Source organism: Novosphingobium flavum, assembly GCF_014230315.1.
Lineage (GTDB): Bacteria > Pseudomonadota > Alphaproteobacteria > Sphingomonadales > Sphingomonadaceae > Novosphingobium > Novosphingobium flavum.
In genome coordinates this window covers 26,341-42,937 of sequence record NZ_JACLAW010000007.1, presented here as the reverse complement: position 1 = coordinate 42,937, position 16,597 = coordinate 26,341, and the positions used below count along the sequence as shown (strand labels likewise).

Here is a 16,597-nt window from a genome sequence, read left to right as displayed (position 1 = left end):
GTGTCCGCGCCGGCGGAAACCGGCAGGAAGGCCCGGAGGCCCTCCCCGGCAACGCACACACGCTACCGTCCGCAGTCATACCGCATTGCTCGGGGCTTGGCGCCCCGGCTTAACACAATTGCAACGCCCCATGACAGTTACGGGAATGCGATCGGGCAGCCCCGCAGCGGCTCGCGAGGAACCGTTCCGAGACTGCCCGACCTTCATCACGCGATCAGAACTTCACGCGGGCGCCGACCGTGAAGTAACGACCCATCACGTCGTCGCCTTCCGGCAGGCCCTGGCTGATGCCGGTCTGCGTTCCCGAGTAGTAGACGGTCGGGAAGGTGTTGAAGAGGTTCGACACGTTCGCGTAGAACTCGAACTCGCCGCCCGAGTCCAGCTTCGGCCGCCAGGACAGGTTGAGGTTGGTATAGCCAACCGGCGGCAGGTTCTGGTTGACGAAGACGAAGCTGGTCTGGGCGTTGGCCTTCATCCCGCTGCGCCACCGCTCCAGCACCGAGACGGTGAAGTTGTCGGTGACATCATAGGAAGCCAGGCCCGTGACCTTCCACTTCGGCGAGGCGCCGACCCGGTTGGAACCGGTGTTGAAGTAGCCAGCCGCCTCGATCACGCCCGCCGGGCCCTGGTCGAAGGTCAGCTTGGGCTGATAGGCGACCATCGCCCGCAGGTTGAGGGCATGCCCACCGACCTGGGTGTTGTAGCCGATTTCACCGTCGATACCCCAGGTCTCGAAGCTCGCGATGTTGAGGTAGGTCGAGTAGGTGCCGGTGACCGCGTGGGTCGTGGCATCACGCGTCACGAAGGTCGAGCAGAGCGACGGCGCATTGGCGCCGGCACAGAGCGAGAGCACCTGGGTCGAGAAGCCCTGGAGCAGGTTGATCGCATCCTTCACCTTGATCCGGTAATAGTCGACCGAAACGGTCAGGCCGGGGATGAAGTGCGGCTTGTACACCGTACCGATGGTCAGCGTGTCGGCCTTTTCCGGGGTCAGGTTGGGGTTGGCCGCCTGAGTGTTGACCACGAAAGTGTTGTTGGCAGTGCACGGGGTTCCGCCGGTGGTGACGATCGCGCCGCCCGAGCAGAGCAGCGGATCGTTGTTGATCGCGATGCCCGGGTTCTTCTGGAGCGGCGAATAGAGCTCGAACACGTTGGGCGCGCGAATGTCGCGCGACCGGGTGGCACGCAGGCGCAGGTCGTCGGTGACCTGCCAGTCGAGGCCGGCCTTCCAGGTGGTCGCATCACCGCTGGTGTCATAGTGGGTGAAGCGGAGCGCGCCGGTGAGGCTCAGGCGCTGGAAGAACGGCTTGTCGGCCAGCAGCGGAACCTCGACTTCGGCAGCGCCTTCGGTGACCTTCTGGGCAACCTGACCGAGGCTGCCCATCGTGTTGAAGAACCACTGCAGGGTGCGGCCCTGCGTACAGTTCAGGCCGCCGGTGATACCGGTGCCGATACCCGAGCAGTCCGCCAGGTCGTTCGGCGTGGCGTCGCTGTCCACCTTCCAGGTGAGGCGGCGGAATTCGCCCGACAGGGCGACGTTGACCGGGCCAGCCCAGGTTTCGAACGGCGAACCGGAAATGCCGCCGGTCACCTGGAGCTGGCGCGTGGTGTTCCAGCTGTTGGTCTGGCGGAAGATGTAGTTCATCGCCTGGTCGCTGGCCTGACCTTCACCGAACAGGTTCAGCGGGACGCAGCCCGCGTAGTTGGAGTTGGTCAGCGCGGCGCGGCAGATGATCTGGCTGGGATTGCTGGGGTTGCGCACGGCGTCGAGCGCGGCGAACAGACGGCCGTTGTCGATGTTGATCTGGTTGACCGCGCGGATCTTCGACTGCGAGTAGCTGAGGCCGAGGTCCCACTTGTATTCGCCCAGCTTGCCCTCGAGCCCGGTGTTGCCGATGTAGGACTCGGTGAACTGGTCGGCGCGCGGCTCCTTGAGCAGGAAGCGCCCGAAGGTCGCAATGTTGCTCGGGTTCGCGCGCAGGGCCTGGACGGCCGTGATCTGCGCACCGCTCAGCCCGGCGCCGGTGAGCCCCGCGGTCGACAGGGCGTTATCGAGGAACGGATTGGCCAGGCTGACCCGAAGGCTCGTGAGGTTCGGGCTCTGGAAATCGACGTAGGTGTGCAGGTTCGTATAGGCGAACTGCGCATAGGCGTGGATGTCGTCGGTCAGGTCATAGTCGAGCCGGCCGAAGGCCTGGTTCAGCTTGCTCGCCGCCTTGAGCGAGGTGAACTGATTGTAGACACCGCTGCCGCCGCTTTCGATGTTGCTCGGTACGGCCGGGCTGCTGGTCCCGGTCCCGGTCTTGGTATTGGCCGTGGTGCCCTGGATCAGGGAGCCGCCGGCGACCGGGATGAGCCCGTGAACGAACGGCGTCAGCGTACCCGACGAGGTGAACATCAGGTCGGCCAGGTTGCCGTTGTTGACGATGTTCGTGAACAGACCACCGTAGGTCATGTTCGATTGGCGCTGAGTGTTGAAATTGAAATAGGGCGACGCGGCCGAGCCGTTGCCGCCGGCGCCGGTCAGCGCGTCGTAGAACGGACGACCCGAATTGGCGCGGGAAATGATCCCGTCATCCTCGCGGTGCTGGTAGCTGAACTCGAAATGGCCGCGGCCATCGGCGAACTTGCTGCCCGCCACGATGCCCACGTCCCAGATCGGGTCGTCGCCATACTGCGAGATGCCGCGCGAGCCCTGAAGCTTGATGCCGTTGAAATCGCGGTCGGTGACGTAGTTGATCACGCCGCTGATCGCGTCCGAACCATAGACGGCCGAGACGCCGCCGGTCACCACGTCGACGCGCTTGAGCAGGAGCTGCGGGACGATCGAGGAATCGGTGTCAGCCTCGTTCTGGTTGATGGTCGGCACGAGGCGCAGGCCGTCGTAGAGCACCAGGGTACGCAGGTTGCCCATGTTGCGCAGCGTAAGATAGGCGCCGGCGCCATTGCGCTGGGCGCCGCCCGGGCGCGCGCTGGTGCCGCCGAACACGCCCTGCACCGCAGGAAGCAGGTTCACCGCGTCGGTAATGGTGCCGGGCTGCAGCTTCAGGAACTGGTCGGCCGGAAGCACTGTGACCGGCGTCGGGGCATTGGCCCCGGTGGTCACGCGCGAGCCGGTGACGACGATGTCGTCAGTCTTGGGGGCCGCTTCTTCGGCTGCTTCCTGGGGCTGGGCTGCACCGGACTGGGCCAGGGCCACGCTGGAAGAAAACGCGCTCGCGCCAGCGAGCAGGATCATGAATGAACGCCGCATCAGTATACCTCCATCCCATTACTTTTGGACCCTCGAGGTCCTTCGACTCATGGGGTGAACAAAGTTGTAAACAATATTATTGCTCTCACAACCCGATTCGGCCCGATCGGGCCAAGGGTTGGAATAAGTTCGATTTGCTATGGCAAATGCGCAACACGGCGCTCGGCCATACGATACCGGGCCCCACCGCTAGGGCACGCGGATCACTCCGACGCCGTTCTCGATCACGATGCGCGTGCCGAACGGCTGCGACCATTGCTGCAGCGAGGAGAGGATACGCTGCGCAACAGCAGGCGATGCCGCCTGCGGAATCCCGAGCTGCGAGATCGGCCGGTCACGCCCGCCGAGATCGACCGGGTAAAGCCGGACTTCGGCCAGCTTGCCGTTTTCGTAGCGCACCGAGGCGAGCACCGATTCCAGACTGGCGGGATTTTCCAGCTCGGCGCGCTTGCGGTAATTGGCCATGGCATCGTAGCCATCGCCGAATTGCAGGCCGAACTGGAAGATGAAGTTCGACAGGCCGTAGAAGATCGGGCGGCCCTTGTAGATCTCGATCCCGGCCAGCGCGTGGACGCCGTGGCTGACGAACATGTCCGCCCCGTTGTCGATTGCTTCGCGGGCCAGCTTGACGAGGTAGTCCGGCGGCTCGTGCGAGAGCTCTTCCTTCATCCCCGGGACCGTGCCGAAGGCGCAGGCGCCGCAGAAGGCCGGGCTCTGGTGCGAATGGATCGTGGCGATCAGGAAGTCCGACTGGACCTTGCCGCTGCGGATCGCCTCGAGATTGCCGCGCTCGTCGGCCGGGTTCATCGCGTAGCGCAGGGTGCCGGGCCTGTCGCCCGCCTCGTACCATTCGTCGAAGTAACGGAAGCGGGCACCGGCGGTTTCGGTCGGCGCGACATGGGCCGGCGCACGCTGGCCATAGGTCCGCGCGGCAATGGCCTTCATCGCCTCGAGATCGGCCGGGCTGACGACGTGGTAAGTGGTGAGGTAGAGCGGGTTGACCCCTGGGGCGCCGCCGATGTCGCCATTGCGCAAGGTCGCCGCGGTGCGGACATAGGCCGGGCCGAAATTGCCGACATCCTCGACCGCGAACATCGAGACGAGGCCGACCCGGCCCTTGGGGGTTTCGAGGAACCGCGCGCCGCGGGCTTCCTGCAGGTCGCGGCCCGAACCGGCGTGAGCAATGCCGAGCCGGTCGAGCGCGAGATCGGTCGAGACCATGCCCTCGACCCCGCCGTCGAGCGCGTGGTTGTTGGCGCGGCTGACGAGCGTGATGCCGAGCGACTTGAGACTGTCGCCCATTTCCAGCGGGGCCAGAGTGCCGCCGACGCCGCCCTCGTGCTTGCGGAAATCGACCAGGCTCGATTCCATGTTGGCGAAGCCGACATCGGCATGGCGGATGACGTCGGCCGTGCGCGCGAATTCGGGCGCGGCGCGGTTGATCGGCTGCGGGGCGATCAGGTCACCCACTGCGGCGACAGTGAAGCTGCCGCGCACCTTGGTGGCAAGCTCGCCCTCGACCGTGCGGGCCGGCGGCTCCGCGCTCTGCCCGCCCGCTGCCTGCCCGCCCACAGCCTGCGCAGACAGGACCGCCGGACTGGCGGCGCCGAACAGGAGCAGGATTGCGAGCAACGAGCGGCGCACGACTGGACTTAGCGGATCGTGATCAGGTCGCTGCGCGTCACCACGACGTTGCGGGTGACCGAAGCGGTGGAGTTCTTGAGATGCCAGGCGGTATAGAGCTCGGCGAAGCGGTCCTTCGAGCTCATCCCGTCGACCGGGACCACGGCCTTGATCCCGCGGATCGCGGCACTGCTCGCGGTGTAGAGCACGGTTCCATCAGCCGAAGTGCCGGTAACGACGACGGTGGTGATCCCGCCGTCCTTGAGCAGCTTTTCGAGATCGGACGAGTAGAACTTGTCAGCCGGGCCGCGCACGAGCCCGTCTTCGGGGCGGCGCGCCAGTTCGGGCACCGGGTCGGTCGGCCCGTTCAGCGAGGTGTAGCCGGCGCTGTAGATGACCTTCATCCCCTTGGCGCGGGCCTGGTCGAGCAGCGATCTGACGCGCGGGATGGTCGGCACGCAGCTGGGCCGGGCAGTGGCGTTGCAGCTGGTCGGGTACATGTCGAGAATCAGCAGGGCCGAGGTCTTGGCATCGACCGTGGCCGGGACCAGTTCGGGCGCGGCCGGGATCTTGATGTCCGACCAGACGTCGGTGACCGCGGCGGGAATGGACGGTGCGGGGCCCGCCCCTTGCGCGCAGGCCGACGTGCTCGCGGCGGCGGCCACAAGACCCAGAGCGAAAAGAGGATTATGCACCTTCATGGCTCTCTCCTGATTGCCCGGCGCACTGCGCCAGCCGCGCTCTCTGGCGCGGTGTCGGGCATTTCCTAGTCGATGGGGCAGGCTATGTGCAAGGAAATTGTTCTCATGATTGTCGACAATAAATCGACCATCTTCCGCTGCCCGCCGCCCTGCGCTAGACCGCGTTCATGCTGATCGCCACCGCAGGCCATATCGACCATGGCAAGACCTCGCTCGTCCGCGCCCTGTCCGGGCTCGAGACCGACCGGCTGCCCGAGGAAAAGGCCCGCGGCATCTCGATCGACCTCGGCTTCGCGCACTGGCGGCCGGCCGGCAGCCCGCCGATCGCCTTCGTCGACGTGCCCGGCCACGAGAAATTTGTGCGCAACATGCTGGCCGGGGTCGGCGGGGTGGACTTCGCGCTGGTGGTCGTGGCGGCCGACGACGGCATCATGCCGCAGACGATCGAGCACCTGCGCATCCTCGACCTGCTCGGGATAGCCCGGGCGATCGTGGCCCTGACCAAGATCGACCGGGTTGAGCCGGACCGCGTTGCCGAGGTTGCAGCCGAGGTCGAGGCCCTGCTCGCGGGCACCACCATGGCAGGGGCACCGGTCTTCCCGGTTGCCTCGCCCAGCGGCGCGGGGATTCCCGAACTGGCCGCCGCATTGATTGCCGCGGCGGCCGAGCAAGCGCCGCTCCGCGCGGGGCTGTTCCGGCTCGGCATCGACAAGTTCTTCACCGTGACCGGGGCGGGCACGGTTGCCACGGGCACGGTCCTGTCCGGCACCGTCACGACCGGCGACCAGCTGATGCTCTCGCCGCGCGGGCGGCAGGTGAGGGTGCGCGGCCTGCAGAGCGCGGGCGAGGCAGCCACGAGCGTCGGCGCCGGACAGCGCTGCGCGCTCAATCTTTCCGGCGTCGAGGTTGACGACCTGCACCGCGGCGACTGGCTGGTCGCCCCGGCCCTGCACGCCCCGACGACCCGGATTGAGGCGCTGGTCCGCCTCGCGCCCGAGCGCGAGGCGCCGCTACGGCACGCGACGCCGGTTCACCTTCACATCGGCACGGCCGCCATTCCCGGCCGCGTGCTGCTGCGGCGCCAGTCACCGATCCAGCCGGGAGGCGAGGCGGCCGCGCGGATCGTGCTCGACCACCCGACCCTGTGCGTGACCGGCGAACGGTTCGTGCTGCGCGACCAGTCCGGCCGCGAACTGATCGGCGGCGGGCGCGTGCTCGACCCCTATGCCCCGGCCCGGCGCCCGCGCGGGCAGGACCGCGAGGGCGTGCTCGCGGCGCTTGCCACCTTCGATCCGGTCACCGCGCTCGAAAGGCTGCTCGCCCTGCCCGGCCTCGAGATCGACCGGACATGGTTCGAGCGTTGCTTCGCGCTGGAGCCGGATCAGGCCGAGACGCTTTATGCCCTGTGCGAGGCGGAGGCGGTGGGGCGCGATCACGCAACCCTGATCGGCACTGCCCGGCTCGCCGCGCTGGGCGAGGCGGTGACGGCCCTGCTCGGCGCCTGGCACGGCGAACACCCTGAATCGGGCGGGATGACCCTGCGCGAAATCCGCCTCCGCCTGACCCCGCCGGTCTCGGCCGACCTTGCCGCCGCGCTGATCCGCCGCCTGACCGCTGCCGGCCAGGTCGCCCAGTCCGGCCCGCTGATCCGCCTGCCCCATCATGTGCCGCGCTTCAGCGCCGCCGAGACCGCCTTGTGGCAGGAACTGGTGGACGTGTTCGGCGAGCGCCGCCCGCAGCAGATCTCGATCCCCGACCTTGCCCGCGAACTGCGCAGCACCGAAGGGGCCGTGCGCACGCTGCTCTATCGCCGCCGCCTCAACGGCGACGTCTGGTCGATCGCCGACGGGCGCTTCATGCTGCGCGAACATGTCGCCGCGCTGGCCGCATCGGCGGCGCGGCTCGCGGCCGACCATCCCGAGGGGTTCAGCGCCGCGCAGTTCCGCGACGCCACGGGGATCGGGCGCAACCTCGTGATCCGGGTGCTGGAATTCTTCGACCGGATCGGGATCACCGGCCGCCGCGGCGACGTGCGGGTGATGCGGCCGGACTACGAAACGATCGTCGGCGAGGCCCAGCCGGTGGTGCCCGAAAAGTAGCAGCCTGCGGGGGTCCGGCCCGAAGGCCGGACCCCCGCCGCTTTTCGGATCAGGCGTCGAGGCCGCTGACCAGGGTCGAGTGCTCGCCCTTGGCGCCGCGCATCCAGTAGCCGGCGATGCGGGTGGACTGGAGCGGGTGCTCCTTCTCGCGCAGCACGACTTCGCGCAGCTGCGCCATCAGGTGGGATTCGCCCGCACACCAGACGAAGCCTTCGCCGGCGGGGAAAGGCAGGGCGCGCAGGTCGGCGATCAGTTCGTCCTCGCTCGCGGCCCAGTGCTGCTCGACCTTGGCATCAGAGGTCAGTTCGCGGCGATCTTCCTCCAGCGGGGCAAGGACGAAGACATAGGCCCGGCAGCCCGCCGGGAGTTGCTCGAGGCGGCGGGCGATCGCCGGGACGGCGGTGAGATCGCCGACGAGGACGTGCCAGTCATAGTCCACCGGGATGACGATCGAGCTTTTCGGTCCGCCGACCACGCACTTTGCGCCGGGCTCCGCGGTCTTGACCCATTCGCAGGCCGCGCCGCCTTCATGGAAGGCCAGTTCGAGGGTGAGCTGGTTAAGCTCCGGGTTCCAGCGGCGCGGGGTGAGATCGCGCTTTTCCGGTTCCTCGCCGCCATTGTCGAAGATGAACTTCACGTGGTCGTCGAAACCGAGCGAGGTGAAGCCGGCAAGATCCTCACCGCCGAGGGTAATGCTGAGCAGCGAGGCACCGACCGGTTCGACGCCGACCACGTGAACCTCACGGCGCTTCACTTCGTGGCGCACCCGTTCGGCGCGGCGCTTGGGGGAATCGGTCATAAGCAGTCGTCCTTGCAGCCAGTTGTCCTCGGCGCCGACGGCGCCAGCATCAATCCTCCTCGCCCGCCGGGCGGCGGGAGCGGGTAATTTCGGTCGTATCGTCAAGTTGCGCAAAGGGCCAGAGCGAGAGCGCCGCGAAGAGCCCGACCGCGAGAAAAGTCAGGCCGAAATCGCCGGCCTCGAACCCGGTTCCATCTCCGCCGCGCCAATGGTCGACGAAAGTGAGCATGGCCGCACTCAGGACCACGCCGAGCGCGGCGGAGAGCTGCTGGACCATGACCAGCATGGCCGCGGCGTGGCTTGAGCGTTCGCGCGGGATGCCGACAAAGCCGACCGCGTTGAGCGAGACCATGCAGATCGAGCTGACCAGCCCCGCGGCCACGACCAAGGCATAGATCGCCCACAGGCTCATCGAGGCTGACATCAGGCCGAAGCTGGCGAAGAAGATTGCCGCGGCGGTGCCCGATCCCACCAGCAGGGTGCGGAAGCGCATCGCCTTGAGAGCCTGACGCATGAACGGGCGGGTGACCAGCGAGCCGACCGCCTGGCCGGTGGCGATGAAACCGGAGAGCACGGCCGAGAGGCCGAAGCCGATCTGGAACAGCAGCGGCAACAGGAACGGCACGCCCGAGGCCGAGCAGCGCATCGGCAGGGCGCCGACCACGTTGGCGCGGAAGGTACGGTAGCGCAGGATGCGAAGGTCGATCGCCGGGTGTTCCTGGCGCAGGCTGTAGAACGCGTAGGCGACCAGCACCGCCGTGCCGCCGAGGGTGAGCGCCAACGAGGTGGCGAGGCTCGCCATGCCCTTGCCCATGGTCTCCAGCCCGCCAAGCATCGCGCCGAGGCCGAGCGCGAGCATGAGCAGCCCGGCAAGGTCGAACGGCGGAACCTTGTCCTCGCGCGGGACCTTGGGCACGTAGATGAGGGCCAGGGCCAGGATCAGCGCGCCGAGCGGGATGTTGACGAGGAAGATCCACCGCCACGAGGCGACCGTGACGATCGAGCCGCCGACCATCGGCCCCAGCACCCGCCCCAGCGTGGGCGGAATGGTGAACCAGGCCATGGCCGCGACGAATTCGGACGGCGGGACCGAGCGCAGCAGGATGATCCGCCCGACCGGGACCATCATCGCCGCGCCGAAACCCTGCAACACCCGGCACAGCACGAGGAAACCTGCCGACTGGGCGAGGCCGCACAGGATCGAGGCGAGCGAGAACACCGCGATCGCCATGCAGAACACCCGGCGCGGACCGAACCGGTCGGCCAGCCAGGCGCTGAGCGGGAGGAAGGCGGCGAGCGCAATGGCATAGGCCGCGATCACCGCGTTGAGCTGCAGCGGCGGAACCTTGAGCGAGGCGGCGATGCCCGGCAGGGCCACGTTGAGCGCGGAGAGATCGATGTTCTGGAGGAACAGGGGGCAGGCGACGATCAGCGGGACCAGCCTGTCCCGCAAGGTCATCCGACGCGCGGCGTTCACGCCCTCTTCCATCTCGCGCGCTCTCCCCGGCGATTCGCTGGTCGCCATACAAAATTGTGAACAGTTTGCACCGGAAAAACGTCAAGCAAGAAAAGTGGATAGCGCTCGCCCCGCGCCCTCCGCTATCGCGGGGCCAGACCAGTCATAACCGGATGTTCGCGATGACCGACTTCAAGCCCGTGCTCTATCTCAAGGCCGCCTGCCCGCACTGCTTCCGCACCCGCCTGTTCCTGCTCGACAGCGGGCAGCTCGACCGCTTCGAGACCCGCGAGTTCGTGCCGGGCGAGGCTTCGGAAGCGGCGGTCCGCGCGGAACTGGCGCCGCACTTCGCCAAGCCGACCTATCCCACGGTGCAATATGCCCCGGGCCAGTTCCAGAACGAATCGGCCGACATCATCGCCCGTTATTCGGAAGGGCTCGATCCCGACCGCCCGCTCCCGGTGTTCCGGGCCTGGCTGGACGGCATCCAGCCCAAGCTGGCCAAGGCCCGCTCCGAGAACAAGCTGCTGCGCGCCGCGCTGGACAAGGCCGGGGCGAACCTTCCCGAAGGCGTCGACGCCTGAACGGCAAGAACGGGTGATCCGGGGCGAGGAGCCCCGGCCCCATCTCAGCGTCCTTCGGCGGCGAAGGTCATCAGCGCCCCGTAGTCATAGCGCTCGCCGAAGCTGCCCGCGACCTTGACCGGGCCGGTGACCGGCGCGGCGGGGACCACGGTGAGACCCTTCGCGGCCGGGGTGACGCTGGCGGCGGGCTGGCCGTTCACCATGACCGAGCCCGGCTTGACGTCGGCCAGGTAGCGCGCGTCGAACCCGGCCGGGAAAATGAGCGCGAGGGTGCCGCCCGGGCCGCGCTTGACGCTGGCCTGGACCGCGCCGACCAGCGGCAGGGTGATGCGCGAAGGATGGGCCGCATCGCGCAGCACCTCGACCACCGGCGCCGGATCGAGCACCGGGGTCGGCGGGGTTTCGCCGCGCCGCGCCGGGGCGACGTTGGCGAAGACCACGCGCACGCGGTGCCCGGCCTTGAACACCCACGAGATCGGCGCGAGATCGAAGATCAGCTCGGCCGGCTGCCCCTTGACCAGCGGCTTGACGTCGGCGGCATTGCTGCGGTGCCACGGCAGGCCGCCCATGTCCCACGGCGCCTTGTTCAGTGCGCGGTGCGAAGCCCGCAAACGGCCATCGTCGGTTCCGGGGAAGCGGGTAACCTTGCCATCGGGCGCGACGTCTTCCAGCCAGGCGAGCACGTCGAGATCGGGCGCCGCGGTGCGGACCCACAGGTTGATGAGCGGGTGGCCGGTGAGCGTGGTGTCGGCCGTCATCGGCGCCGAGGTATAGGTCAGGCCGCGCTGGTCGCGGGTCTGCTCGGTCACGCCGTAGTCCACGGTGTAGCGGTCCAGTGCCCCGCGCTCACCGGGGGTCCCGGCCAGCGAACCCTTGTTGACCCCGGCGCCGGTTTCGCCCGGCGCGCCGAAGTAGAACGGGGTCGGCCTCGCGCCCGGCACCGGCCACTGCCACGCGAAGGCCCATGCGCGCTTCGGATCGGTGTTGTAGGTGTAGTAATAGACCGGCGGCTCGGTCGTCACGCCGTTGTCGACGCCCTTGAGCCAGTGATCGAACCAGCGCAGTTCCTCCACCGTGATGTTCATGGCATTGCCCGGAACCGGGCGGTATTCGCTGGTCCACTGGCAATGGCTGGCCGGCCCGTAGATCGACTTGAGCGGCGCGGTGACGTTGCGCATCTTTACCGCGATGCCCTGCTTGACCCGCAGGTCCTCACCGTAGTTGCCGGCCTGATAGGCCGGGATCGCGGCCGCGTTGATCTGGGCGAAGTGGTGGAAGGTGCTGACTTCCTCGTGGACCTTGTAGTCCTTCCAGCCATAGCGGGCAGCAAGTTCCGGCGAGGCGCTGTCGCGGAACGGAATGTAGCCGTAGTCGATGTTGCGGCGGTGGCCTTCCTTGGCGGCGGCGAGGAGCTTGCCGCCGGGATCGTCGTCCACCGGGCTGGCCGTCGCGTCATTCGCCGGGATCTCGCCCGGCCATGCGGCAAGCGCCGGCGGCGGGGACTTGATCGCGGTGATGCCGCCCCAGTCATAATATTCGCTCGGCGCGCTCATCGGGAAGATCGCCTTGAGGTGCGGCGGATTGGTCGCGGCCGCCTGCCACTGCGAGTGGCCGGTGGCCGAGCAGCCCCACATCCCGATCTTGCCGTCCGACCAGGGCTGCGCGGCGAGCCACTCGGTCAGGTCGTAAGCGTCCCAGAAAGCGTCCTTGGTCCATTCGGTGCGGTTGTGATGGACCGCCGTGCCGAACGAGGCATAGTTGCCGCGCATGTCGGCAATGGCCACGACATAGCCGTATTTGACGAGGCCGAGCGCCGCGCCCGGATAGTCGCGCGGGGTGAAGCGGCCTTCGAACCCGCGCCGGTCGTAAGGCGTGTTCATCCAGACCACGGGGAGCTTCGTGTCGACCACCCTGCCCTGGTTCATCGGGCGGATGACGTCGATCGCGAGCTTCGTGCCGTCGCGGACGGCGACATATTCCGAGGTCAGCGCATAGCCGTCGTACAGGACCGGGGAATAGCCTTCGTAGCGGCCGGGCCGGGAAACGCGCACGCCGGCCTTGGCGGCAGCCGGGGCGGCGGCCGGATCACTGCCGCGGCCCTGCTCCTGCGCCAGGGCCGCGGGCCCCGCCACCGCCGCCACGCTTCCGAACAGTGCCAGCGCCCGACCGATCCGCATTCGCCTTACTCCTTGGTTTGGGCTCGTCGCCCGGATTGCAGCCCCGAACAGAATTCCGGAATGAAAGCGGGCGGCGGCTCACTACAGCCGCCGCCCGCCCTCTCGATCAGACCCGGTCAGAACTTCGCGCGCACACCCGCGGTGAAGTAGCGGCCGACCACGTCGTCGCCGTTCGCCGGGAAAAAGCCGAACAGGCCAAGCCCCGGGTTGGCGTTGCCGCCGGCGTAAGTCACCTTGGGCTGCTGGTTGAACAGGTTCTGGACGTTGGCGTAGAACTGGAAATCACCGCCGCCGTGCTTGACGTCGAAGGTCAACGTGACGTTGCTGTAAGTCACCGGCGCCACGCGGTTGCCGCCGACGAACTCCTTCTCGGTCGTCCCGGCCGGCACCGCGAAAGCCTTCATCGCCCCGCGGCCGCGCTGCATCCAGGTCAGGTTGATCTGGTCCGTGATGTCGAAGCTCGCGATCGCGGTGTACTTGAAGCCGGGCGAAGCCGGGGTCAGCGTGCCGGCGGTCGCAACATTGCCGAAATCGACCACCCCGAACTGGCCCTGATCGTAGGTCAGCTTCGGTTGCCACGACAGCAGCGCCCGCAGGTTCAGCCCATGATCCGCGATCTCGGTCTTGTAATTGGCCTCCACGTCGACGCCGCGCGTGCTGAAAGAGGCGATGTTGAGGAACTTCTGGTAGACCGCCGTCGGATTGTTGGCGGTGGTCTTGTCGGTCCAGGCGTTCGGACGCACGATCACGTCCTGGCAGGCCCCCGCGCCGAGGCTCGCGGCGCAGGCGGTCTGGATCGCGGCCGTATTGCCCTGGATCAGCACGATCGCGTTGCTGATCTTGATCGAATAGAAGTCGACCGAAACGCTCAGGCCCGGAACATAGGACGGGGTATAGACGATCCCCGCCGTCCAGCTGTTGCTGCGCTCGGGCGTGAGGTTCGGGTTGGACACCGTGCCCACGCCGAAGTTCTGCAGCGAGGCGCCGGTCAGGCCATCGGTGAAGTTCGACGGCGCGACGCTGGTCGGCGAATAGAGTTCGAACACGTTGGGCGCGCGGATGTCGCGGCTGTGCGTGCCGCGCAGCAGCAGGTCCGCCACCGGACGCCAGGTCGCCCCCACCTTCCAGGTCGTGACGTCGCCCGTGGTCGAATAGTGGGTCTGGCGGATCGCGCCGTTAACGTTCAGCTCTTTCGCAAAGGCCATGTCCTTGGCCAGCGGCACGTCGACTTCGAGCGCGCCCTCGGTCACCTTCTGCGAAACCCCGGCCAGCGACGGGGTCGTGGTCTGCAGCCACTTCACCGTGTTGACCGTGCAGTTGTTGAACTGGATGCCGTTGCAGTCCGCCCGGTCGGAGGGCACGGCATCGGCCGCGACCGACCAGCCGATCCGGCGGTATTCACCCGACAGCGCGACCTTCACCGGACCGGCCCAGGTGTCGAACGGCGAACCGGTGAGGCTGCCTTCGATCTCGGTCAGATCGGTGGTGTTGATATTGGTCGTGGTGGTCATGAAATAGGCCAGCGCCTGCGGCGTGATCGAAGTCGGGCCGAACAGGTTGACCGGGACGCAGTTCGCATAGTTCGCGTTGGTGAGCGCGGCGTTGCAGACGATCTGGCTGGGGTTGCTGGGATTGCGCACGGCGTTGGCCGCGGCGAAGAACTTGCCCTGGTCGACGTTGGCAAGGTTCTGCGCCCGCAGCTTCGAGCGGGACTGCGAGAACTGCACGTTCCACTTCCAGTCCTTGCCGAAGCCGCCGTCGAGCCCGGTCATGGCCATCCACGTGTCGGTCTTCTGGGCGGCAGTGCCCGGAATGTCGATCAGGCGGCGGAACTGGAAGGAACCCGTGGGGCTGGAGATGCGCTGGGCCTGGATCGTGGCCTGATAGGGCTGCTGGACGCTGTCGAGATAGGGGTTGTTCCAGCCGATGTTGACCGTTTCCAGCGGCGAGCGGAACGAGTTCTTGGTCTTGTTCCAGGTGCCCGCGCCCTGCGCGTAGAAGTGAATGCTGTCGGTCAACTCATAGTCGAACCGGCCGAAGGCCTGGATGAATTCGAGCGCAGACTTGATCGAGGCGAGGCGATACCACGAACCGTCACCGCCATAGGCGACGTTCGACGTGCCGCTGGCCGTGCCGGAATTGAACGCGCTCAACTGGCCGTCCTGCGCGAACTGGAGATTGGCCAGCAAACCGTTGGTGATCAGGCCGCCGAAGGTGGAGTTGCTGAAGCGCTGGTTCGCCACGTTGAAATAGGGCGAAGCGGCCGTCCCCGCCCCGGCACCGCCGAGCGACTGGGCGAAGAACGGGCGATCGAGCTGGGTCAGGAGGCCCGGATCCTGCCGATACTGGAGGCTGGCCTCGAAATGCCCGCGATCGTTGCCAAAGCGCGTGCCGAAAGCGGCGCCGACATCGACGATATGATCGTCGCCATAGGTCGAGACGCCGCTCGAGGCCTGGAACTTGACCCCGGTGAACTGGGTGTCGGTCACGAAATTGACCACGCCCGAGACGGCGTCGGAACCATAGACCGCCGACACGCCGCCCGTCACCACGTCGACGCGCTTGATCAGCAGCTGCGGGACGACCCAGGAATCGACGTTGGCATTCTGGGCATTGATCGTGGGAACCACGCGGTGGCCGTCGAACAGGACCAGCGTGCGCAGGTCGCCCAGGTTGCGCAGGTTGAGATAGGCCGCCGCGCCGTTGCGCTGACCGCCGCCGGGATTGCTGGCGGTGGTTTGCGATCCCTGCAGCGCCGGGGCGAGGTTGATCGCATCGACAACGGTGCTGGGCGCGACCTTGAGCAGTTGCTCGGTCGAGACGACCGTCATCGGGGTCGGGCTGTTGTTGCCGTTGGTGATGACGCGCGAACCGGTGACGACGATGTCTTCCGAAGTGACCGCGGGCTTGTCTGCGGCATCATCGGCTGCCTGCGGCGCCGTCTGGGCCTGGGCCTGAACCGAAGCCAGCGCGCTCGCGCCGAGCATCAACGCGCAAAAGATTACCTTTCGCATCTCCATATCCCCCATGATTAGCCGTTATTCGGCGGTTTTTTATCGCGGCATCACGGCCGCATTCATTTTGTAAACAATATGTTGCCCAATTTTTCAGGCAATTCAAGCTGGCTGCGAAAATTTAGTAGTTATTGAAAATGCAAAATAATTTTGGCGCGATACGGAAGGCCGCTTCCGCATCGCGCCCGTGCTTTCGACTCAGAGCCCGAGGTTTTCGCCAACCAGGATGACGTGGATCTTGCCCTCTTCGACCGGCTGGTTGCCGTCGATGATCGCGGTGTAGCGCAGCACTCCCCAGCCCAGGCCTTCGTCCTTGGCGTGCTTGAGGCGGTGGCGCAGCGCGTTGATCGGGCCGGCCCAGTCACGGATGCGGCGCAGGGCGTCTTCCACGTCGTGGCAGATCTTGTTGCAGCCGGTGACGATGATCACCTTCTTCGGGCCGAAGCACATGGCCGCGACGCGGTTGCCCGAACCGTCGGTCGAGACGATCGTGCCTTCCATCGTGATGGCATTGGTGCTGGTCAGGTAGACGTCCGAAAGGAGGACCTGGCGCTGCATCGCGCGGCGTTCCTCGCGCGGCGGATTGTAGCCGGTCTTGGCGTCGGTGCGGACGGGATTGGTGAACTCGTTGAGGCCGCGCTCGGTCAGGGCCTCGAACACGCCGAGCTGGTTGAGCGTGACCGAATCGCCGCGGCCGACCTTAACCCCCGCCGGGATCAGGTCGAAGATCTGCTGGAGCGCCTCTTCCTTGGTGTCGGCATAGGAGCCGTGCATGTACTTCTTCTTGAGATTCTCGATGATGATCTCGGCGCGCTCGCGGTAGTAATGCTTGATCTCGGTGCTGAGATCGATGTCGCCCATGGCCATAATGGAGGCTCCTGTCCTGCAGGC

The 16,597-nt window shown here is 66.9% G+C and carries 10 protein-coding genes; 2 read left to right on the top strand and 8 right to left on the bottom strand.

Features of this window, described 5'->3' with window-relative positions; translation table 11 throughout:
- Positions 1-214: 214 nt before the first annotated feature.
- The 3 genes from H7F51_RS10065 to H7F51_RS10055 all read right to left on the bottom strand — a co-directional run bounded on the left by H7F51_RS10065 (position 215) and on the right by H7F51_RS10055 (position 5,577).
- Positions 215-3,253 carry a TonB-dependent receptor plug domain-containing protein gene (locus tag H7F51_RS10065; protein ID WP_185664146.1) on the bottom strand — a complete coding sequence of 1,013 codons (3,039 nt, stop codon included), beginning with the start codon at positions 3,251-3,253 and terminating at the stop codon, positions 215-217.
- Between the two features lie 189 nt (positions 3,254-3,442).
- Positions 3,443-4,897, bottom strand: coding sequence for a CapA family protein (locus tag H7F51_RS10060; RefSeq protein ID WP_185664144.1), 1,455 nt, complete (start codon positions 4,895-4,897; stop codon positions 3,443-3,445).
- Between the two features lie 8 nt (positions 4,898-4,905).
- Entirely contained in the window at positions 4,906-5,577 is a 672-nt protein-coding gene (locus H7F51_RS10055) for a cysteine hydrolase family protein (RefSeq protein WP_185664143.1), read from the bottom strand.
- A 167-nt stretch (positions 5,578-5,744) separates the two neighbouring features.
- Here H7F51_RS10055 and selB point away from each other — a divergent pair, with 167 nt between their 5' ends.
- Positions 5,745-7,676 (top strand): selenocysteine-specific translation elongation factor, encoded by a 1,932-nt coding sequence (gene selB / locus H7F51_RS10050; RefSeq protein WP_185664141.1) that lies wholly within the window; start codon positions 5,745-5,747, stop codon positions 7,674-7,676.
- 49 nt (positions 7,677-7,725) lie between these two features.
- Here the strand turns inward: selB and H7F51_RS10045 are convergent, their stop codons facing one another.
- A complete protein-coding gene (locus H7F51_RS10045) occupies positions 7,726-8,475 on the bottom strand; it encodes a siderophore-interacting protein (protein ID WP_185664140.1) in 750 nt (249 codons plus the stop codon).
- A 49-nt stretch (positions 8,476-8,524) separates the two neighbouring features.
- Entirely contained in the window at positions 8,525-9,952 is a 1,428-nt protein-coding gene (locus H7F51_RS10040; RefSeq protein WP_185664138.1) for an MFS transporter, read from the bottom strand.
- Between the two features lie 161 nt (positions 9,953-10,113).
- On the opposite strand from H7F51_RS10040, the gene H7F51_RS10035 reads away from it, so the two are divergent.
- Positions 10,114-10,515, top strand: coding sequence for a glutathione S-transferase domain-containing protein (locus tag H7F51_RS10035; protein ID WP_185664137.1), 402 nt, complete (start codon positions 10,114-10,116; stop codon positions 10,513-10,515).
- 44 nt (positions 10,516-10,559) lie between these two features.
- On the opposite strand, the gene H7F51_RS10030 is transcribed toward H7F51_RS10035, so the two are convergent.
- The 3 genes from H7F51_RS10030 to H7F51_RS10020 all read right to left on the bottom strand — a co-directional run bounded on the left by H7F51_RS10030 (position 10,560) and on the right by H7F51_RS10020 (position 16,573).
- On the bottom strand, positions 10,560-12,692 hold the full coding sequence (locus H7F51_RS10030; RefSeq protein WP_185664135.1) for a CocE/NonD family hydrolase: 2,133 nt from the start codon (positions 12,690-12,692) through the stop codon (positions 10,560-10,562).
- Positions 12,693-12,808: 116 nt separating this feature from the next.
- Positions 12,809-15,706 carry a TonB-dependent receptor plug domain-containing protein gene (locus H7F51_RS10025; protein WP_185664133.1) on the bottom strand — a complete coding sequence of 966 codons (2,898 nt, stop codon included), beginning with the start codon at positions 15,704-15,706 and terminating at the stop codon, positions 12,809-12,811.
- A gap of 198 nt (positions 15,707-15,904) precedes the next feature.
- Entirely contained in the window at positions 15,905-16,573 is a 669-nt protein-coding gene (locus tag H7F51_RS10020; RefSeq protein WP_185664132.1) for a lactate utilization protein, read from the bottom strand.
- Between the last annotated feature and the right edge of the window lie 24 nt (positions 16,574-16,597).

Coding starts and splice junctions, on each gene's coding strand:
- H7F51_RS10065 (WP_185664146.1), bottom strand. CDS start 3,253: ATGCGGCGTTCATTCATGATCCTGCTCGCTGGCGCGAGCGCGTTTTCT.
- H7F51_RS10055 (WP_185664143.1), bottom strand. CDS start 5,577: ATGAAGGTGCATAATCCTCTTTTCGCTCTGGGTCTTGTGGCCGCCGCC.
- selB (WP_185664141.1), top strand. CDS start 5,745: ATGCTGATCGCCACCGCAGGCCATATCGACCATGGCAAGACCTCGCTC.
- H7F51_RS10045 (WP_185664140.1), bottom strand. CDS start 8,475: ATGACCGATTCCCCCAAGCGCCGCGCCGAACGGGTGCGCCACGAAGTG.
- H7F51_RS10035 (WP_185664137.1), top strand. CDS start 10,114: ATGACCGACTTCAAGCCCGTGCTCTATCTCAAGGCCGCCTGCCCGCAC.
- H7F51_RS10030 (WP_185664135.1), bottom strand. CDS start 12,692: ATGCGGATCGGTCGGGCGCTGGCACTGTTCGGAAGCGTGGCGGCGGTG.
- H7F51_RS10025 (WP_185664133.1), bottom strand. CDS start 15,706: ATGCGAAAGGTAATCTTTTGCGCGTTGATGCTCGGCGCGAGCGCGCTG.
- H7F51_RS10020 (WP_185664132.1), bottom strand. CDS start 16,573: ATGGCCATGGGCGACATCGATCTCAGCACCGAGATCAAGCATTACTAC.